The organism is Amazonocrinis nigriterrae CENA67 (assembly GCF_016056305.1).
In the GTDB taxonomy this organism is placed as follows: domain Bacteria; phylum Cyanobacteriota; class Cyanobacteriia; order Cyanobacteriales; family Nostocaceae; genus Amazonocrinis; species Amazonocrinis nigriterrae.
In genome coordinates this window covers 1-19,742 of sequence record NZ_JAECZC010000060.1, presented here as the reverse complement: position 1 = coordinate 19,742, position 19,742 = coordinate 1, and the positions used below count along the sequence as shown (strand labels likewise).

At 37.9% G+C, this 19,742-nt stretch carries 16 protein-coding genes and 1 pseudogene; 8 read left to right on the top strand and 9 right to left on the bottom strand.

Translation table 11 applies throughout. From position 1 onward, the window contains the following. Positions 1 to 17: 17 nt before the first annotated feature. On the bottom strand, positions 18 to 338 hold the full coding sequence (locus I8748_RS24805; protein ID WP_198127192.1) for a DMT family transporter: 321 nt from the start codon (positions 336 to 338) through the stop codon (positions 18 to 20). A gap of 455 nt (positions 339 to 793) precedes the next feature. Here I8748_RS24805 and I8748_RS24800 point away from each other — a divergent pair, with 455 nt between their 5' ends. Further along, complete coding sequence (locus I8748_RS24800; protein WP_318781261.1) at positions 794 to 1,210, top strand: Hsp20/alpha crystallin family protein; 417 nt, start codon at positions 794 to 796, stop codon at positions 1,208 to 1,210. 185 nt (positions 1,211 to 1,395) lie between these two features. Here the strand turns inward: I8748_RS24800 and I8748_RS24795 are convergent, their stop codons facing one another. Together I8748_RS24795 and I8748_RS24790 are read right to left on the bottom strand one after the other, a co-directional pair. After that, complete coding sequence (locus I8748_RS24795) at positions 1,396 to 1,656, bottom strand: SemiSWEET family sugar transporter (RefSeq protein ID WP_198127191.1); 261 nt, start codon at positions 1,654 to 1,656, stop codon at positions 1,396 to 1,398. Between the two features lie 308 nt (positions 1,657 to 1,964). Then, positions 1,965 to 2,819 (bottom strand): uroporphyrinogen-III synthase, encoded by an 855-nt coding sequence (locus tag I8748_RS24790; RefSeq protein ID WP_198127190.1) that lies wholly within the window; start codon positions 2,817 to 2,819, stop codon positions 1,965 to 1,967. A 326-nt stretch (positions 2,820 to 3,145) separates the two neighbouring features. On the opposite strand from I8748_RS24790, the gene I8748_RS24785 reads away from it, so the two are divergent. The 3 genes and pseudogenes from I8748_RS24785 (at position 3,146) to I8748_RS24780 (ending at position 6,533) form a co-directional block, all read left to right on the top strand. Further along, the gene (locus I8748_RS24785; protein ID WP_198127189.1) at positions 3,146 to 3,838 is read left to right on the top strand and encodes an HAD family hydrolase; all 693 of its coding nucleotides are present in this window, start codon (positions 3,146 to 3,148) and stop codon (positions 3,836 to 3,838) included. A 607-nt stretch (positions 3,839 to 4,445) separates the two neighbouring features. Then, positions 4,446 to 4,826 (top strand): annotated as a pseudogene (gene folK, locus I8748_RS35330) (2-amino-4-hydroxy-6-hydroxymethyldihydropteridine diphosphokinase); the annotation flags it as partial. Between the two features lie 249 nt (positions 4,827 to 5,075). Beyond that, positions 5,076 to 6,533: an anthranilate synthase component I gene (locus I8748_RS24780; RefSeq protein ID WP_225896540.1), complete on the top strand. Its 1,458-nt coding sequence runs from the start codon at positions 5,076 to 5,078 to the stop codon at positions 6,531 to 6,533. A 270-nt stretch (positions 6,534 to 6,803) separates the two neighbouring features. Here the strand turns inward: I8748_RS24780 and I8748_RS24775 are convergent, their stop codons facing one another. From I8748_RS24775 to I8748_RS24765, 3 genes are all read right to left on the bottom strand, one after another. Continuing rightward, positions 6,804 to 7,631, bottom strand: a complete 828-nt coding sequence (locus I8748_RS24775) for an ATP-grasp domain-containing protein (RefSeq protein ID WP_198127187.1) — start codon at positions 7,629 to 7,631, stop codon at positions 6,804 to 6,806. 67 nt (positions 7,632 to 7,698) lie between these two features. Further along, positions 7,699 to 8,529 (bottom strand): ATP-grasp domain-containing protein, encoded by an 831-nt coding sequence (locus I8748_RS24770; RefSeq protein WP_198127186.1) that lies wholly within the window; start codon positions 8,527 to 8,529, stop codon positions 7,699 to 7,701. A gap of 252 nt (positions 8,530 to 8,781) precedes the next feature. Then, positions 8,782 to 9,624 (bottom strand): alpha-L-glutamate ligase, encoded by an 843-nt coding sequence (locus I8748_RS24765; RefSeq protein ID WP_198127185.1) that lies wholly within the window; start codon positions 9,622 to 9,624, stop codon positions 8,782 to 8,784. Between the two features lie 309 nt (positions 9,625 to 9,933). Here I8748_RS24765 and I8748_RS24760 point away from each other — a divergent pair, with 309 nt between their 5' ends. The 3 genes from I8748_RS24760 to I8748_RS24750 are packed head-to-tail and all read left to right on the top strand — an operon-like array spanning position 9,934 to position 12,347. After that, positions 9,934 to 10,839, top strand: coding sequence for a S1C family serine protease (locus I8748_RS24760; RefSeq protein ID WP_198127184.1), 906 nt, complete (start codon positions 9,934 to 9,936; stop codon positions 10,837 to 10,839). A 45-nt stretch (positions 10,840 to 10,884) separates the two neighbouring features. Further along, the gene (locus I8748_RS24755; RefSeq protein WP_198127183.1) at positions 10,885 to 11,721 is read left to right on the top strand and encodes a S1C family serine protease; all 837 of its coding nucleotides are present in this window, start codon (positions 10,885 to 10,887) and stop codon (positions 11,719 to 11,721) included. Next, positions 11,718 to 12,347, top strand: coding sequence for a response regulator transcription factor (locus I8748_RS24750; RefSeq protein ID WP_198127182.1), 630 nt, complete (start codon positions 11,718 to 11,720; stop codon positions 12,345 to 12,347). The genes I8748_RS24755 and I8748_RS24750 overlap by 4 nt, the downstream gene beginning before the upstream one ends. A 222-nt stretch (positions 12,348 to 12,569) precedes the next feature. Here I8748_RS24750 and I8748_RS24745 read toward each other — a convergent pair whose 3' ends face one another. Both I8748_RS24745 and I8748_RS24740 read right to left on the bottom strand, forming a co-directional pair. Then, a complete protein-coding gene (locus I8748_RS24745; RefSeq protein WP_198127181.1) occupies positions 12,570 to 13,814 on the bottom strand; it encodes a right-handed parallel beta-helix repeat-containing protein in 1,245 nt (414 codons plus the stop codon). An 82-nt stretch (positions 13,815 to 13,896) separates the two neighbouring features. After that, positions 13,897 to 15,345, bottom strand: coding sequence for a serine/threonine-protein kinase (locus I8748_RS24740; RefSeq protein ID WP_198127180.1), 1,449 nt, complete (start codon positions 15,343 to 15,345; stop codon positions 13,897 to 13,899). An 817-nt stretch (positions 15,346 to 16,162) separates the two neighbouring features. Here I8748_RS24740 and I8748_RS24735 point away from each other — a divergent pair. Further along, positions 16,163 to 18,835 (top strand): MHYT domain-containing protein, encoded by a 2,673-nt coding sequence (locus tag I8748_RS24735; protein ID WP_198127179.1) that lies wholly within the window; start codon positions 16,163 to 16,165, stop codon positions 18,833 to 18,835. 365 nt (positions 18,836 to 19,200) lie between these two features. Here I8748_RS24735 and I8748_RS24730 read toward each other — a convergent pair whose 3' ends face one another. After that, complete coding sequence (locus I8748_RS24730; protein WP_198127178.1) at positions 19,201 to 19,419, bottom strand: hypothetical protein; 219 nt, start codon at positions 19,417 to 19,419, stop codon at positions 19,201 to 19,203. Between the last annotated feature and the right edge of the window lie 323 nt (positions 19,420 to 19,742).

Below are 19,742 nucleotides of genomic sequence, written 5' to 3'. Positions count from 1 at the left end.
TTAATCATCAATCAAATTTATTTTCCTGAATTTAAACCAATTACCCCTATGATGATTAAACTCATAGATACAAATTTGCTCAGTGTCATAGATTCACGAAATAAAATAATACCAATGCTAGCAATTAGGGTAGCTCCTAACCCTGACCAAACAGAATAAGCAACACTCACTTCAAATCTTTTGAGAGAAAGAGTTAATAAACTAAAAGAAATTCCATAACATACAAATATTAATATTGAAGGAATTATTTTAGTGAATCCTTCTGATAACTTCATGCAAGTTGTGCCAGACACTTCAAAAACAATTGCTAGGATGAGATAAATCCAGCTAGTTAACATATTTGTTATGGATACTTGATTAGTATGTAGTGAAAGCAGTGATATTTCATCATCTCTGCTAAATCAAATCTACAGGTAACAAACTAATTATTTCTGCTATTTCTACAACAACTAGATTTTATTTTGCTGACCTGGTGGGCTTTGATCACCCTATCTGTATTTCAAAAATCAAATATGAGTCTTGTAGTGGTTTACTTAATACCAGTACCTGATCATCTGCAACTTTAGTTTTGTAGAGTTTACCGAACCATCAAGATGTTATTTACTCTACCTGAGATTTTGTGAATACTCTTGTTCGGCAATCATCATAATTGGGTTGAAAAAACCGAATTTACACCACTTGGATTTTTGAATACTATAAAAACAAATCAAAGATTAATAACCTGAACTGCTGAAGAATACTACTTATAAGAGGAATAGATATGGCACTAGTACGTTGGAATTCCTGGCAATAAATCAATACGCTGCAACGCCAACTTAATCGTTTATTTGATGAGGATATGTTACTATCTGCGTTTGTTGAAAGAGGCTTATCTAGAGTCCCGGCTGCTGAATTAGAAGAAACTGAAAACGCAATTCATCTCAAACTAGAGCTTCCAGGAATCGAAGTCAAAGACTTAGATATACAAGTTACAGACAAAGCAGTCTACGTCAGTGGTGAACGGAAGTCTGAAACTAAAACTGAAGAAAAAGGTGTAATTAAGAGCGAATTCCAATATGGTAAATTCGAGCGCGTTATTCCTTTACAGACTCGAATTCAAAATACCAAAGTTAGTGCAGAATATAAAGATGGAATTTTACATCTAACACTGCCTAAAGTCGAAGGAAAAAAGAACAAAGTTGTGAAAGTTAATCTAGCATCAGCTGGCTAGTTTCTGCTTGTATCTGACAGTCATGTTGTTTAGCTAAACAAAAAGCGCTCTCTCAAAAGGGGAGTGCTTTTTATTGTCAACTTATTGTCAACTACTGATGCTTCTTACATTTTTCTTAGGCAACTGGTAGTCTAGAGTTTCGCCTGGGTTACTACTGCACATTGTACAGTGGTTAGTGATTGTAGTTACTTATACCTGATCTTTAGCACCAAAATCACAGAAGCTAGAATTAAAGTAACGATGTTAGCTGCAAGGATAGGTAAATCATGAACAGAAACGCCATAAATTAACCACAAAATAATACCTATACACAAAATAATCAGCATACTCCAAGAAAGGTCTTCAGCCGATTTAGATTTCCAAGTTTTAATAAGTTGAGGTAAATAGGCAATTGTAGTTAATACTCCTGCCATTAGCCCTAAAGTAGTTGTAAAATCAAATTCCATTTGTTTCGCTACCTCCAAGTTTTCAGAAAATTAGTATTATGTCGGCAGATAGATACAGCAGTTTTGGTTGGTTGTATTCCAGCCAATTTAGCATTTTGCTGCTGTATATGTTTAATTGAAAATGCTGTATTTGATTGAACGCTACCACACTTTCATAGCTCACTAATTCTCTCTAAAGGTGCTTTTTTGCTTGTTCGGTAGTAATTCCAGAAACTGATTTTTTGAAGAATGGGAAATTGAGGAGCCAGTGCGTTCCTTCGCCAGACAGCGGCGCAAATGGCGTTATTGGGAATAGGGAATAGAATTTCTTATTTTGATGGCAGAGTAAAAAATTCAGCGATCGCGTCTGCAAATCCTTCAAATGAGCTATAATCTTTTGACATAATAGAGACATTTATGCCCAATTTCTGAGCATTAGCAGCTGTATAAGGGCCAAAGCAAGCAATAAGACAGTCTTGATAATCGCTTGGTGAGTTGACCATTCTCAAAAAGCTTTCGATTTCTGCTGTACTACTAAAAGCAATTATATCTATCATCCCTTGACGAATTAGATTTAATTCAACTGCATAAATATTTTTGTCTAAACACTGTGTGAGATAGGTAGGAACGCGAGTTACTTCCATACCTAACTTCTGCAAATCTGAAACTAAGTTTGGGATAACATTAGGTTCAGGTATACCAACAAATTCTGGTGCAGGTATCAGCACTTTTTGCTGAGAAATGTGAGGTATTTTCGCTAATTCTGATACAATTCCTCTGGGGCTAGATTCTGCTGGTATTAAATCTATTTTATTGCAAAAAGACAATAAGCTTTCTGAGTCTTTTCCCAAAGCAGACAATTGGCAATTTTGTAGCACGGATGTGGGAATACCCAAATCATGCATACGATGAAAAAATGCAGTGATGCCATTTCTACTTGTAAAGGCAATCCAATCAAATGTGTCTATTTTGCTGAGGGCAGTATCTAACTCAGTGTAATTTGCTAGATAGCAGGTTTCAATAGCAGGCAATAAAATTGGTAAACCACCTTTTTGAATGATTTTTTCAGACAATCTCAAAGCATAGTTTCTTGGTGCTGTCACTAGAATTCTCTTACCATATAAAGGCAATTTACTAGATAAACTTAGGACATTTGTTTCTAATTCTCTGGAATTGAGGTACATTATTATTTAGTATAGTTTTGATTTGAATATTTTGATTCTATAAGTGATACCCGATTGTTCTCAACTGCTTTTATCAACTTTATTCTGAAAATTCATTTCAGTAAAAATGTCAATCAAAAATTCGGTAGACATACAGATATAAACGATGCTCACAATAACTTATAATTGTTACATATTATACACAAAAACAATTAACAGCGTTAATTGTTAAATAAAACACTGATGGCAAATTAGAAAGTATGTATTTTTCACGAATATGATAAGAGATTGGATACTGCTGTTAATAAAATTTTTGAAGTAGTTTGAATTAGGAATTACTAATTATTATGAGTGTATCACCAGTGATACGAGCCGCAATTTTTGACATGGATGGTTTGCTTTTTGATACAGAAAGCATTGCTCGTTGGGCTTGGAAGCAAGCTCTAGAAAGTCATGGCTATGTGATGGGCAATGATTTATACAATGAATTTATTGGTCGAGATTTGTCATGGCGAGAAAAAATGTTGAAAAAAAGATATGGAGAAGACTTTCCTTTTGAGTCTGTGACAGCACAACGTATTAAAATTGGAGATGAGCGAGAAATAAGAGAAGGTTTACCAACAAAAGCAGGTGTATTAGATTTGCTAGATAGGCTAAGCAACTTAGGTGTGATTATAGGGTTGGCAACCGGAACATCTCGCGTTAGAACAATCCGACGCTTAACTGATGCTGCTATTCACCAATACTTTACAACAATTGTAACTAGTGAAGATGTTGCTTTTGGCAAGCCTGCTCCAGATATTTTTCTAGAAGTTAGCCGTAGAATTAATGTGATGCCTTCGCAGTGCGTGGTTTTTGAAGATTCATCTGTAGGTGTGGAAGCAGCTTTTATAGCTGGGATGTGTCCTATTATGGTTCCGGATATAGAACAGCCATCTCCTAAAATCACAAGTTTAGCTTACCGAGTTTTGAATTCTTTAGAGCAAGTAAGTGAATTAATAGAAGAATTATTTGACGGAAGAATCAAAAAAAATAGATAAGCTACTAAAAATTATAAATGCAAAAACCAATTCTAGCCAGACTTTTAGCGGTAAAAATGCGCTTGTGCTGAGTAAAAACTTTCAAGTAAATACATTTTTAGTACTTACGCAAGTGTCATATTTTTTTCGTTTGGGTTGTCAAAAGTCAAAAGTCAAAAGTCAACAAAACCTGAACTTTGACCCTTGACTCTTGACTATTGATTGCCATCGCAGAAAATATTTGTGCCAGTTGCGTAAGTCCTGATTTTTATTCGTATTGGCACATTCATATCTTTCACCTCCCCCTGAGTATGCCTGTTCAAGGCTTATAGTTAAAGTCCGTTAAAACGGATTGAAATTTATATTTAGTAAGCTTTAGCTTACTTGTGCTTTTAGCCTCGGAAATTTATTTATTGGGAGAGGATAAATCTGGTGCAATATCTGAGCTAACTATTCGTAAATTGACCAAGGTATTGTAACTTAATATAAGCTTGACAAACTCTGCTATGGCACTAATTGGCTATTTTTAGTCAATAAGCATACTATCCAGAAATACCTCAAGTCGAGATGAAACAGATTGTTAATTTTAACAAACGAGAAGTTTACAATTTATTTAGGATTACTGTAAGTGTTTTTGGCTGTAATTTCTTTTGGTTCTAACTATGAAGCAAAGTTCAATTTGATTGAGGGGTTAAAAGCTCTGAGTCAACAGGTACAAATATTAACTGTATCTCCAGTATACGAAAACCCAGCCGTTGGGAAAGCTACTAGCTTACCGTATCTTAATGGCGTTTGCCTTATAGAGACAAATTTACCACCACTAGACCTACACGAGCAAGTGTTGCGCTCCATAGAAGATAGTTTAGGGCGAATTCGGGGAGAGGAAGGTAAAGTTAAATGTAGTCTTGACTTAGACCTTGTACTTTACGACCAAGAGATTCTGTCAACGCAAGAGCTAGAATTACCAGCCGCAGATATCCTGCGCTACGCTTACGTAGCCGTACCTTTAGCGCTGTTGGTGCCTGATTGGATTCATCCGGTAACAAAACAGACAATGGCTCAAATTGCCAAGAGATTCTCTCAACACAAGGCTAGTTTTCACCACCGAGTAGATGTAAATATTGCGATCGCAAACATTCTGCACCCCAAGCAGTGGGATGAAACACCAGTTTCAGTAAGGTGTTGTGAGAATACGCAAGCGATGTCTGGCGACAAGCCGCTTTGCGTCTACGCTCTACGAAAATTTAGCCAGGTATCAATGATGAAACGGATACAACCTTGGCATTGGCGCAAGTTACCTCTGGCTCAACGCAGTGGTTCACAAGTTTTTGCAGCGCTATTTCTCAATCGCAGTAAAAATACTGAATCATTGTCTGGTGATTGTCGTCAAAACATTGCCACCCTCTTAGAAAGTCCAGGGACATCAAACACCTCGCTGGCTCGATATTCCATTTGTGCAGGTTCTCCTCGCTACATCAATGGTCAACCGCAGCTGTGGACACCGCCTGTAGGAGAAATTTTACCTTTTCTTCGCCGTCTGCTCAACACTCAACCCCAACAAGCAGCAGACTCGACTATACCTTTTGAACTTCCCTTTACAGGTGGTTGGCTGGGATGGCTGGGATATGATTTAGCATGGGAAATCGAGCAACTTCCCCAACTGAAAGCTGATCCGCTTCCTTTCCCAATCGCTTACTGGTATGAACCAGAATCATTTGCAGTGCTGGATCATCAACAACAAATTCTCTGGTTAGCTACAACAAATGCTGCTCAACTCGATGCGATGGAATGTCAGCTAAAGCAAGGAGATGGAGATAGAAAAATCCAGAATTTCCCACCAACTGATAAAAATCAACCTGTGACTCCCACTTTGCAAATGTCTCAGGAAGAGTATATCAAGGCGGTGCAGCAAGCTAAGAAATATATTCAAGCTGGCGATATCTTTCAAGCTAATTTATCATTGCGATTTGAAGCGCATACTCCTGTTGATAGCTGGTCAATTTATCGAGCTTTGCAGCAAATTAATCCTTCCCCGTTTGCAAGTTATTGGCGAACACCTTGGGGAGCAATTATCAGTTGTTCGCCAGAACGGTTAATTGAGTTGTCAGGAAGGAAAGTTCAGACTAGACCAATTGCGGGAACGCGATCGCGTGGTGTCACCCCTACCCAAGATGAACAGTTAGCGCAAGAATTAATCGCTAACACCAAGGAAAGAGCCGAACATATTATGCTTGTTGACTTAGAGCGTAATGATATCGGTAGAGTTTGCGAGTGGGGAACTGTAAAGGTTGATGAACTTCTCACCATTGAACGTTACAGCCATGTTATGCATCTTGTTAGCAACGTTATTGGTACGCTAAAGCCAAACTATAACGCGGTAGATTTGATTCGAGCAGTATCTCCTGGGGGTACGATTACGGGTTGTCCTAAAGTTCGTTGTCTGGAAATTATTGAAGAACTCGAACCCGTAAAACGCAATTTATTTTATGGTTCTTGCGGTTATTTAGATTGGCGGGGAAACCTCGATTTAAATATTTTGATTCGCACGCTTTTATATACTAATATCAGTGATTCTACATCAGATGCTATTGTTTGGGGGCAAGTTGGTGCTGGCATTGTTGCAGATAGCGATCCACAAAAAGAATGGCACGAGTCTCTCAATAAAGCACAAGCACAACTCAAAGCGCTAGAGTTAGCTTTTAAGAATTTAACCTGAGTTCGGGATAAGCCCAAACCATGATTCTATCGTTGGCTGAAACTCCTAAAACTTACGCAAAACATCTCTCAAACTCTCATAACTCTGTGATCTCTGTGCCTCTGTGAGTCCAGTCCCCGTCTTGGCTTCTGCCGAGATGGGGAACTGGCGTTAGCGCAGCGGTAGCGAGCTTGCGAGCGTCACCCGAAGGGCGGTTCGATAAAATCTTCTTAACCCGAACTGAGGTTAATTTAATCAAATCAACATGAGCAATCACAATTTTCTTAATTATCAACTTAAATTTTGCAATATTGTTTTAAACATTTCTACAATAATTCGTTCATTGTTATCCCTAATGAAAATATCAAAATTAGGGTGAGAGTTGATTTCAATTAACCAATATTTACCATTTTTATCTAGAGCTATATCAAACCCAGCATAATCTATGGGAAAATCTGGAAAAATTGGTTTAATAAAGTTTTCAATTGCAGAAACTACCCTTGTCTCTGTGATATGTATAGCTTTTGCACCTTCCCAGTGTAATGGAGAGAGGTTGCCAATAAATTGAGCTTCAGCTTTACTTTTTTCATACAATAGCAGCAATTTGTTTTTAAAAACAATTGCTCGATATTCATGAACGATATCAATATATTCTTGAGCAAGTGCAACGTAATCATATTCTTTACTGTTAACATCAAAAATTTTTTCTAGAGAAAATCTAACTTGTTCTATATTTTGGCACAAAAATACATTAGTTCCACTACTACCCGAATTTCTTTTGATGATTACAGGTAACACAAATGTTTTTTGTATTGCTTCTAAAATCGAGTCAATATCCTGATGTTCCAAATATATTTTATACTTATCTTCACAGAAAGGTGATAGAAAAGCCTTGGTTTTAGGGACATTAACTTTATCCTTGAAAAGGTGATAAGTGTAGTCCTTGTCTTTAAATATTTGACTAATTGATTGAGGAAGAAAAGGAGTAGAAAAATTAGTAAAATAATACGGTTTTTGATTAATGACTACTCTAACCAAATTATCATTAGTATGCAAACATTTAAATTCTATATTTAAATGTTTGCAAGCTTCTAACAAGAGTCTAATATTTGTAAGCATCAATTAATAAATTTATTTTATTGGTTAAATAGTGAAATTAGCCTAATTTTATATCAAGGTCAATAATTTACTTTAATTTTTTTAACATTGTTTTTAAAATTTCTAGTATAATTGCTTCGTTGTTGTCTCTGATAAAAATATCAAATTTAGGGCAAGAATTGATTTCAATTAACCAATATTTACCATTTTTATCTTGAGCTATATCAAAACCGCCATAAGTAACTGGAATTTCTTTGAATATTGGTTTGATAAAGTTTTCAATAGCATAAATTACATTTTGATCTGTTATGTGTACAGCTTTGGCACCTTCCCAGTGCAAGGGAGATAGATTACCGACAAATTTAGCTTCAGCTTTACTTTTTTCATACAGTAGCAGTAGTTCGTTATGGAAAATAATAGCTCTATATTCATGAGCTATATCAATATATTCTTGAGCCAGAGCAATATAATCATAATCTTTACTATTCATATCAAAAATTTGCTTGAGAGATAATTCAATTTCCTCTTCGTTGTGACATAAAAATACATTAGTTCCACCACTACCTGAATTTCTTTTGATGATTAGCGGCATAATGAAATCTTTTTGTATTGCTTGTAAAATAGAAGTTATATCTTCAAATAACAAATATTTTTTGAATCTGGCTTCGCTAAAAGGAGATAAAAATCCCTTAGTCTTAGGGACATTGATTGTATTTTTTAATAAAAAATAAGTATATTCTTTATCTTTAAAGAGTTTACCAATTGAAGAATCAGTTATAAAAGGTGTACAAGAGTTATAAAAATAAAAGTATTTATCACCGATTATGAGTCTCAGCAAATTCTGAGTAGGATGGATAATTTCAAAATAGATATCTAATTCTTTACAAGCTTCAATCACAAGTCTAATATTATTATTCATAAAGCATTAAGTTAAGAATATTTTTACTAATTGATAAATTTAGCTTAATTTTTTATGAGAGTCAATACTCTAGTGAAAGCAGCATTTATAGCTGAGTATAGCGTTTTATAAATGCGCTAAACCTGTACTTGATCTTCGCTTTCTTTACTAAGGTCAGGTGTTGAGATGTATTTCACGCTTATTAATAAATAATATGATTTATTATTTATTGTCACATCCTAAATTTAAATTTACATTTAATAAAAGTAGATATTATTCACTACCTAAACTAATTAGCATTCTCTTAAACATATCTACTATAATTTGTTCACTATTATTCTTGATGAAGCTATCAAAATTAGGATGAGGAATTATCTCAGTTAACCAATATTCACCGTTTTTGTCCAAAGCAATATTAAACTGACCATAACTGATGGGAATTTTTTTGAAAATTGGTTGAATAAAATTATTAATATTATCAATTAAATTTTCATTGTTTATATATACATATTTTGATACTTTACAGTCTGTTGGAGATAGATCACTGCTCAAGTGAGGCTCTAGTCTACTTTTTTCATATACTAAAAACAATTCGTTATTAAAAATAATAGCCCTATACTCATGGTTAATATCAATATATTCGCTAGCAAGGGCAAAGTTATTATATTTGTCACTATTAAATTGATAAATTTTTTCTAGTGATATTCTCAAATTATCCCTATCATGGCATATAAACACATTATTAACCGAAGATTTAGCAGTTTTCTTAATAATTACTGGTAGAGAAAAGGTTTGATTGATTTCTTCTACAAGAAAGTCAATATCTCTGTATTCAGAATATGCCCAATCTTTATATAGTGGGTCTTGGCAAAAAGGGGATAAAAAAGCCTTTGTTTTAGGGACATTGACTATACCCTTTAAAAGGTGATAAGTATAGTCCCTGTATTGAAACATCTCACTAATTATTTTAGATACAAAAGGTGTATCATAATTAGCAAAATAATAATTTTTATTATTTATTATTAATTTAATTAGGTTTTGATTAGGATGAATAAATTCAAAATTAATTTCTAGCTCTTTACAAGCTTCAATCCAAAGTCTAATGTTATTAATCATAAACCAGTAAATTAATTATTTTTTAATTAAAAAATAAAATTAGCCTAGTACAAAGTGGTCGTCATGAACTGTGTAGCCCAGAACGAATAGAAACGTTTTATGTCTTAGAGTCTTGTGTGGTTCTTTAATTGTTTACCACCAAGGCACTAAAATCAAACATCACTTAGTATGCCACAGAATGGTTATTTTACTTCTGCAACCTCAGTACTAGCCATTTTTCTAGGGTGAATTCTCCCCGTTTTTCTGATGCCGTATATCAGCATAAAACGGCACGATATGAGCATCCAGAAACGTTTGCGGAGAATTTTTATGTCCTCATTACTGGCTTTGTCCAACAGTTTAGCTGACACCGTAGAACAAGCTGGCAGTTCTGTAGTTGCAGTTAACGCTGGTACACGAATTTCCCCAAGTGGCATTCACTGGCGTCAAGGTATCATTGTTACCTCTGACGAATCGCTTCAGCGTTATGACGAAATCTCTATCACTCTAGGAGATGGACGCACGTTACCTGTAACGCTTGTAGGTCATGACTCTAGCACTGATATAGCTGTGTTCCAACTGCAAAACGCAGATATACCTGTGGCGAAAATTGGTGATGCTACTACACTCAAAGTCGGTCATCTAGTATTGGGACTGGCAAGAAGTAGCGAAGGCGACTTGCGGGCGGCTATGGGTGCGGTGAGTGTGGTGAGTGGCGCTTGGCGGAGTATGAGTGGCGGGAATATCGACCAATTCATCCGTCCAGACATCTCTCTTTACCCTGGCTTTGCAGGTGGGCCACTGGTAGATGCTGCGGGTAATGTGGTAGGTATGAATACATCGGGGCGGCGCGGTACGGCTTTAACTATCCCTGCGGCTACAGTCGATCGCGTGGTTAATCAATTACAATCCAAAGGACGCATTACACGGGGCTATCTGGGTGTAGGTATGCAACCTGTGCGTTTGCCCAAAAACCTGAAAACAGCCCTGAATTTACCTGCTGCTACTGGGGTGATTGTGGTCAATGTGGAACCTTCAGGGCCTGCTGAAAATGCTGGTGTGTTGCTGGGTGATGTTTTAGTGACATTTGATAGCATTGCCGTGAGTGATACAGGTGATGTGCTAGCACTACTCAATAATAGCGATCGCATTGGTAAAAGCGTACCTGTACAGATTATCCGAGGTGGGACATTAATTGAGTTAGCGATCGCAGTTGGCGAAAGACCTGCTGAGTAATTTGTAATTCGTAATTCGTAATTCGTAATTCGTAATTCCAAAAATATGACTAGCATAACTACCAACATAGCTGATGAATTGGCAGTGTTAGCTGCTAAGCTACGCCATCACACTGTGAAAGTGAAAAACGGTTCTTTGGAAGTCGGTTCTGGTGTGATTTGGCAAGCTGATGGGTTAATTATCACTAACGCCCATGTGGTAACTAGCAATCAAGCAACTGTGGAATTGTCTGATGGACGCGTATTTGCAGCTGTACGCACTCGCTTTGACCCACAACAGGATTTGGCAGCCCTGAAAATTGCCGCCACAGACCTCAACACTGCAAGCATCGGTGATTCTGATAGGCTGCGAGTGGGTGAGTTAGTCTTAGCTGTGGGTAATCCTTTGGCTGACACTGGCGCTGTGACTACCGGGATTATCTCTGCAAATAATCCGCGTGTAGTCATGGCTGATATTAGACTTTATCCTGGCAATTCTGGGGGGCCGCTGGCTGACTGTCTCGGCCGAGTCGTGGGAATTAACACGATGATTGCCAACAATTTGGCTGTGGCTATACCTAGCAAAACTGTAGTCCGCTTTTTAAGTGGTTATCAGCGTCCGCAACTGGGGGTGTCACTGCAACCTGTGCTGTTAAGCAGACGCAGTTTAGGTTTATTGGTGTTGTCTGTGCTATCTAACAGTGCGGCAGAAACTGCTGGTTTGCAAGTTGGTGATGTGCTGGTGGGAGTTTCACGGCGGTTATTCACTAAACCTGATGACTTAGCCAGATATCTCCACAGTAACGCTAACAAATCAATAGCACTACAAGTTCTGCGGGGTAAGCGGCAATTTGTTGTTGATGTTTTCTTGCGAAGTGAGAAACCTGCTGTGGAGGCGAGATGATTCGGGTGATGGTAGTTGCTACTTCCCCTGTAGTCAGGGCTGGGTTATCAGCTGTGGTGAGTAGTAATCCTCAGTTGACGGTTGTGGGGAGTGCATCCAACTTGGATGAACTTGCAAGGGAAGTTCAGCAATTACAACCTGATGTGGTGTTGTTAGATTTAAGCAATAATTCTCAGTCAGTATGGGAAAAATTGCTACTCATCCAAGAACAGCAATATCCATTAGGAATCATCGTGATTGTTGAAGAACTCGATAATATTGACTTGGAAGCGGCGTTACGTTCTGGTGTGCGGGGTATATTGCCTAGTACCAGCACAGAATCAGAAATTGTCGCGGCTGTGGAGGCGATCGCTTTTGGTTTGGTGGTGCTACATCCGGATATGATCGAATTGCTACCTATGCGGGAAAAAGTTGTCGCTAACCCTGTGCAAACTTTGACACCAAGGGAGATAGAAGTTTTAGGTATGCTTGGTTTCGGCTTGGGGAATAAAGCGATCGCCAAACGCCTCCACATCTCAGAACATACAGTTAAATTTCACGTTTCCTCTATTTTTCAGAAACTCGGTGTCTCCACCCGCACCGAGGCTGTAACTGTTGGTGTGCGGCTGGGTTTGATTATGCTTTAGCGCCATCGAATTTTATCTGGTCAACCAATTTTGGATTGACGATTTTGGATTTGTTCCATAGTTGAAACCGTGGTGGTTATGAAACCTTTTTTTAAATTTGAGATTTTGACTTGAATCCAAAATCTCAAATTTAAAATCTCAAATTGTCTTGGTCAGTAGGAGACAGACCATCCGAAGTAGTTAAATCACAGAGAAAAATTACTTTTGGATGTATCTGCAAATTTAGGGTTTGCTCCCAATTGTCCTACTGCCAATACCCCTATATTTTGTGGAGTTAAAAACTAAGTTGTTGCTATAGGTGGTTTGAGTTGCACCAGCGACGTTATTCACTAATCCGTTAGGCTTAGCTTGCATTATATTGTTAAAAACCTTGATGTTAGAACTGCCAATAGCATCTATCTCACCCGCTGTTTTAGTATATTCAGGACTTTGCCCATTCTGGTAAGTTGTGTTATTAACAATATCAACATTCGCACTCCGAAGAGCAACAATTCCAGAGCCTCCATTATTATAGACAATGTTATTTGAGATTAAAGTTTTTCCTGTATAAGGAATATTAACAGAGCCTACTTTAGTTTGCTTGGAGGAGTCTATCATAATACCATGACCCTCGGTGATTACTGCTCTACCATCCCAAGGAATAAAACTGCGGTTATTATAAACTACGTTTCCCTTGATAATATTTCTATAATCAGTTGTATTATTATCAAAGTTTAAATTATGCAGCATGGAAATAGCTTGAGTACCTTGTGATGTGTACCAAGAAGTTTCTGAAACTATATTATCTTCAATAGTAATGTAGTCACTGAGATTTGTGACTATGCCTGCTGCGCTAAATTTAGAAATGTTGTTATTACGTATGGCTATGTGATGGGCACGTCTTTCTATTTCCTTGGTTCCTTTCACAACAGTAGACGCAATTGTAATACCTGAGCTTCCAGTAAGAGGGTCATAAAACACCTTTTTTTTCTGCTGTGCGTACTTTAAATTAATGCTATCTTTAGGGCCTATAAGTGTGAGTCCTTCTATATTAATGTAGGAACAACCACTTATCAGAATAGCCCAGATATTATTTGACTTGAGAACTGGCTTGTGGCCAGGGTAAGCCTTAAGGGTGATAGGTGCTTGAGGAGTGCCATCTTTATGGTGAAAGAAAACAATTCTATTAGATCCCGTTACTTGTGTGTATGTACCATTCATCACATACACAGTGTCGCCTGCTTTAGCAGCATCTACTCCTTTTTGTATAGTTTTAAATGGTTTATCTGTTGTTAGACCGTTATTGCTGTCATTACCAGTTACAGCGGACACATAATAGGTCTTTCCAATAGTATTAGTAGTCTGAGCCAGCAATGTAGAGTTTTTACTATAAGTTTCTAAGCCAGTTTCATAGAATAAATCAGCGCTTGGCGCTGCATTAAACAGTACACCTACCATCAAAGAAATAACAACCATTTTAGAAGACATGATTGACTCCAGATTCTGTGAAAACTGTGTATAAATGTGCAACCTACTTCCAATTGATCAACCTGGGCTGTTCTTTGTTCCCTTACTTTATTTCTTTAAAATACTCACGACCGGAGGGTGCATTTGGATCTTTACTAGCAAAGGCACAATATGCTTTTGGATTATTTATTCCATAAGTTTTTAGAAAATCAATACAACTAGGACGATCTTTAAATGTAACAACATAAACGACAAATAAAGGTTTATCTGAAAAATTGGGATAATCTGGTATCCAAAACACCCCTGATTTAGCATAACCTTCTGCTTGTAAACTTTGAAATCGCTCTAGAGCAGTTTGCAGATTTGGGACGGTCGAATCAGGGATGAAATAAAAAGAATTAGGCAGATTAGCACTATTGGCAATTGGTGATTTAGCAGTTGTACTTGTTTGAGAACGTGGTGTTATAGATGGAGGAGATAATAAAAAAGGATTTCCTGAAATTTGTTGTTTCGGGAGTAGGGAAGATGTAACTTCTTTATATGAACCTAATTGATAAGAATTTGCCAACAAAAGACCAATAATCACACAACCACCGATTAATCCACCTGTGACTAGAGTACTACCAAGAAAAATTGCGTTTTGTTTACTACTTTGTACAGCAGGTTCTTGGATAGCAGAATTAGTCAAACTGGACAGTTGGTTAAAAGCAGATACTTGTGGTGCAGCGGAATTTGCAATGCTCTTTAAAGCATCAAGCATAGCTTTTGCACTAGGATAGCGTTCCCTAACATCAGATCGAATTGCTTTTTTTAGTATTGCTGCCAAATTTGGGCTTATGGCATTCCGCTCCCAAATAGTTTCCCCACTATAGGCATCTGTAGCCAATTCGTGCGGCAATTTACCTGTCAATAGGTAAATTGCTGTTAACCCTAAACTATACAAGTCGCTAGCAAAAACTGGGCGTCCTGCTGCTTGTTCATTCGCCATAAACCCCGGTGTACCAATGACAATTGAACTGGTGATATTCCCTTCATAATTTATCACTGTTGCCATGGTTTCTCGCACAGCGCCAAAATCAATTAACACTGGTTTGCTATCCGATACACGCAGAATAATATTGTCTGGCTTAATGTCGCGGTGGATCATGCCTTTGCTATGGACAAAATCCAGCACTTTTAGCAAATTTATTAAGATGGGGATAACCTCACGTTCGCCTAAGCAACCGTTTTGTTTGACTATTTGGCTGAGGGTTTGCCCGAAAATCCATTCTTGTACTAAATAAAATTGCCCAGATGCCTGAAAGTAGGCATATAGGTTAGGAATTTGAGGACAAGCTCCTCCAAGTTCTTCTAAAATGGCGGCTTCTCTTTGAAATCGCCTTTGTACCAGATGGTGAACCTGATGGTTATCATTAATAGGTTTTAGTTGCTTAATTACACAACGTCGTCCCGAAGGCATTTGTGTATCTTCGGCTAAGAATGTTTCACAAAATCCACCAGTTCCAAGTACGCTAATAATGCGATAGCGATCGCTCAAAAGTGTTGAATTCATTCCTTGTTCTTTACTGAGGTTTATTTGAAAGCACTCTTTACCAAAGAAGGACAAGGGGAAAAGGAACAAGCAGCTACTTCAGCACTATCCCTCTCATCTTTACCCTTCTTATTCATCATTGACACGCTACAAACGCCTGTTTGCACAAAATTGGCAGCGGCTATCTTTAAGTATAAATTAATACTCTGTTATTAACATAAATGTTTAAACAGGTAGCCTCATACTGTTTTTTTAGTATACCAGTAGGAGGATATCATAATTTGCTATTTTTAGTAACATCATAAAGTATATATAAAGGAAAAAAAATTAGTTCCTCTTCAAGAATCAGTTGAATTTATTAAAAAATTTTAAGTATGAAAAGTAAGAAAAGTGGGAAAATTAGAAAAATCAATTAAAAAAGCAAGAAAATTTTCTGGACAAAGAGCTAGAGCCGTTTCCCCAAGCGACTTGGGCAACTAAAAAAGTCATATTATATAACTACCATTATTGAAACTACTACTGATTGAAACTGAATTGAACTCAAATAATTGGTGAGGACTTGGTTATCTCATCATGCCTATTTCAAATTCAGGAAGATACTGCTGTAATAGCAATAAATAAAATAATCTCTAAATGCTTGCTAATAACCCGCTAAATCAATTTAGCCCTTATTTGTTAAGATATTACGCCATTGACTTTTAAAGATGACATAGGAAAATTTCAAATACAAATGCAAATTGATAGAATATCAGCCATGTCGGTTAAAAAATAAGACTTAACAAAGGTTAGGAGTAATTTTATTCCTCTTGCCAATTCCCAATTCCCAATTCCCCAAGCTATGAGTAGCACATATGACCCGCGCCTGATAGCGCTTTCGATTGTGATTGCAGTTCTGTCCGCATACACTGCTCTTGATTTGGCTTTTCGGGTGACAGCAGCCAAATCATGGGCTAAAGTCGCTTGGTGGATTGGCGGTGCCATCGTCATGGGTATTGGTATCTGGTCAATGCATTTTGTAGCCATGCTAGCCTTTAGTCTGCCGATGCAGATGGCTTATAACATGTTGACTGTGCTAATCTCTATGCTGCCTGCCGTCTTCGCTTCAGCAGGCACATTTTACTTTGCCAGTCGTCCAACCTTAAGTACTTGGCAATTGCTGATTGGTGGAACATTAATAGGTATCGGTATCGCGTTCATACACTACATTCAATTGCTGGCGATACGGATAGAAGCAACGATTCAATATAATATTCTACTGTTTGTGCTTGCTTTTGCGATCGCCATCGCAGGCTCAATTGCAACCCTATGGATTTCATTCCAACTACGGATGCAGACTGGCAAAACTTTGCGGCGGTCTAAAATTGTCAGTGGGCTTTTGATAGGAGTAGCCATTGCTGGAATGCACTACACAGGGATGGCTAGCGTCATGTTTACGCCAACCAACCCTAAAGCATTATCTGCAAGTGAGACAACTAACAATTCTCTAACTTGGCTGGCTGTGTCCATCGGTATTGCCACCTTGTTCATTCTCGGTTTTGCACTGATGACTTCGTTTGTAGATCGGCGTTTGACTACTCAAATCAAGCTTTTAGAACAGCAAGACACTCAAGTTAAAGGCTCACATCTATTTACACAGATTACCTTGCAAATTCGGCGATCGCTACAGTTAGATGATGTACTCAACACAACTGTCCACGAAATTCGGCAAGCATTGAAAGCTGATCGTGTGGTTATATATCGTTTCAATGCTGATTGGAGTGGTACTATTATCGCCGAGTCAGTAGGAGCAGGTTGGATCAAAACCTTGGGGAAAATAGTCAATGACCCCTTCCGAGAAAATTACATTGAAATGTATAAAAATGGTAGAGTTCGAGCTACTAACAATATTCACAAAGCTGGTTTTACAGATTGCCATAAGAAAATTCTTGAAGGTTTTCAAATCAAGGCTAATTTAATTGCACCGCTCATCACTAATAATCAACTTGTGGGCTTATTGTGTGTTCATCAATGCTCTCAACCTCGATATTGGCAAAACTTTGAAATTGATTTATTGAGACAATTAGCAATTCAAGTTAGTACTGCCTTACAACAAGCGGGTCTACTGCATGAACTAGAGCAGTCCCAAAAAGTTTTACGAATGCGCGATCGCGCCATTGCCGCAACCAGTAAGGCTATTTTTATTACTGACCCACGTCAACCAGAAAACCCAATTATATATTGCAATGCTGCTTTTGAAAAAATTACAGGCTACCCACTACAAGAGGTAATAGGACGCAACTACCAATTTCTGCAAGGAAGCGATACAGAAAAAGCGACACTTGAAAAATTAGATAATGCAGTGCGCGATTTGAGCGAATGCCAAGTTATATTCAAAAGTTACCGCAAGGATGAGAGCCAGTTCTGGTGTGAATTAACAATTTCTCCAGTACGAGACACATTTGGGCAAGTCATAAATTTTATTGGGGTACTAGATGAAATTGCTTCACCCCAGCCAGGAGAAGAAGAATTAAAGCGTGCTAAAGAAGACCTGCAAAGCCAGATACTACAACTTCTGGGTGAAGTTGAAGAAGCAATTAAAGGAGATTTAACTGTTCATCTGACAAACAGTGAAATTAACTTAGTGGCTGATGCTTTTAATAGCATTATCGACAACTTACGACAAATTATTATTCAAGTTAGAAAAACAGCCCAACAGTTAAATGTTTCCCTTGGCAACAACTCTGATGCCATGCAGCAATTGGCAGATGAAACGCTCAAACAAGCCGAAGAGATAAGCTACGCTATTGAAGAAGTAGATAATATGCATCACTCGATTCAAGTAGTAGCAAATAGTGTCCATCAAGCAGAGGAACTAATCAGCACCACCTCTGATACAGCACAAGCAGCCAAAGCTGCGATCGCTTCTACTGTTGAAAGTATCTTGAATTTGCAACAAATAAATGCACAAATAGCTAAAAAAGTCAAATATCTCAGTCAATCTTCTCAAAAAATTGCCCTTCTTGCCTCCTTGATTCAAGAAATTGCCGTGCAAACCAACTTGTTAGCTAACGATGCTAATGTTGAAATCGCGTGGATGGGTAATCAAGGTCGAGGTTTTGCTGCCCTAGTGGAACAAATCGCTCAATTGGCTGTGCAGTCTGGGGAAGCAACAAAAGAAATTCAGCACATCTTAAAGAACATCGAATCGGAAACTACAGAAGTTGTCAAAATTGTAGAATTGGAAACTACCGAAGTGGTGGAAAAAGCTAATGTTGTGCAAAATACCAAGCTCAGCTTAGAAAATATTATAGATGCGTCCGAGCAAATTAATCATTTAGTGCAGTCAATTTCTACAGCCACAGCATCTCAGACAGAAACATCCCAAGCGATCGCATCATTGCTCAAACAATTTGCTAAAGTTTCAAAATCCACCGCAGATTCATCTAGCATTGTATCTGACTCTATACAACAAACATTAGAATTAGCACAGCAACTACAAGCATCTGTCGATAAATTTAAAATTGGGGAATAGGGAATAGGGAATGGGGCATAGGGCATTGGGCATTGGTTACTAATTTAGGACTTACGCACACTCTAAGAGGTTGTTTGAAAAGTATCATTGCTAACATCAAAATCTTAAAAACCTAACCCCCCAAGCCCCCCTTCCCTACGAGGGAATGGGGGTTTCAAAGCCTCTCTCCGTTTCGGGGAGAGGTTTGGAGAGGGGTTCTTAGTATACTTTTCGACTTTGCAAACATCCTCTAAGAATTCTTGGCGTTCTTGGCGTCTTGGTGAGTCCAGTCCCCGTCTTGGCTTCTGCCGAGATGGGGAACTGGCGAACCCGAAGGGCGGTTCGATAAATTAACCTTTTTGGCAATTTTTGCGTAAGTCCTGTAATTATTTCCCCACCACAAGTTGTGGAACCATTACACTAAGTCGTGTAACCATTACACCAAGTTGTGGAACCATTACACTAAGTCGTGTAACCATTACACCAAGTTGTGGAACCATTACACTAAGTCGTGTAACCGTTACACTAACTTGTGGAACCGCTACACTAACTTGTGGAACCGCTACACTAAGTCGTGTAACCGTTACACTAAGTTGTGGAACCATTACACTAAGTCGTGTAACCGTTACACTAACTTGTGGAACCGTTACACTAAGTTGTGTAATCGTTACACTAAGTTGTGTAATCGTTACCGCATTGTGAATTGCGTTCTTGCAATTGCAAATTGGTATTAGGCGATCGCAGATTATTGTATCAGGGCGATTCTACTTAAAGTAGAACAGACTGAGAATCAATTGGCAAATACTTCTAAAACAGTGCTTGAGCAAACTTTTTTACTTGTGTCATGATTATATTTGATATCATGTACGGTAAATTGACCATGATAAAAACACCCCACCCCCAACCCCTCCCACCCCCCTTAATCCCA

Coding starts and splice junctions, on each gene's coding strand:
- I8748_RS24740 (WP_198127180.1), bottom strand. CDS start 15,345: ATGAATTCAACACTTTTGAGCGATCGCTATCGCATTATTAGCGTACTT.
- I8748_RS24730 (WP_198127178.1), bottom strand. CDS start 19,419: ATGGTTCCACAACTTAGTGTAACGGTTACACGACTTAGTGTAGCGGTT.
- I8748_RS24765 (WP_198127185.1), bottom strand. CDS start 9,624: ATGATTAATAACATTAGACTTTGGATTGAAGCTTGTAAAGAGCTAGAA.
- I8748_RS24755 (WP_198127183.1), top strand. CDS start 10,885: ATGACTAGCATAACTACCAACATAGCTGATGAATTGGCAGTGTTAGCT.
- I8748_RS24770 (WP_198127186.1), bottom strand. CDS start 8,529: ATGAATAATAATATTAGACTTGTGATTGAAGCTTGTAAAGAATTAGAT.
- I8748_RS24805 (WP_198127192.1), bottom strand. CDS start 338: ATGTTAACTAGCTGGATTTATCTCATCCTAGCAATTGTTTTTGAAGTG.
- I8748_RS24785 (WP_198127189.1), top strand. CDS start 3,146: ATGAGTGTATCACCAGTGATACGAGCCGCAATTTTTGACATGGATGGT.
- I8748_RS24735 (WP_198127179.1), top strand. CDS start 16,163: ATGAGTAGCACATATGACCCGCGCCTGATAGCGCTTTCGATTGTGATT.
- I8748_RS24760 (WP_198127184.1), top strand. CDS start 9,934: ATGTCCTCATTACTGGCTTTGTCCAACAGTTTAGCTGACACCGTAGAA.
- I8748_RS24745 (WP_198127181.1), bottom strand. CDS start 13,814: ATGTCTTCTAAAATGGTTGTTATTTCTTTGATGGTAGGTGTACTGTTT.
- I8748_RS24780 (WP_225896540.1), top strand. CDS start 5,076: ATGATGAAACGGATACAACCTTGGCATTGGCGCAAGTTACCTCTGGCT.
- I8748_RS24775 (WP_198127187.1), bottom strand. CDS start 7,631: ATGCTTACAAATATTAGACTCTTGTTAGAAGCTTGCAAACATTTAAAT.
- I8748_RS24795 (WP_198127191.1), bottom strand. CDS start 1,656: ATGGAATTTGATTTTACAACTACTTTAGGGCTAATGGCAGGAGTATTA.
- I8748_RS24790 (WP_198127190.1), bottom strand. CDS start 2,819: ATGTACCTCAATTCCAGAGAATTAGAAACAAATGTCCTAAGTTTATCT.
- I8748_RS24750 (WP_198127182.1), top strand. CDS start 11,718: ATGATTCGGGTGATGGTAGTTGCTACTTCCCCTGTAGTCAGGGCTGGG.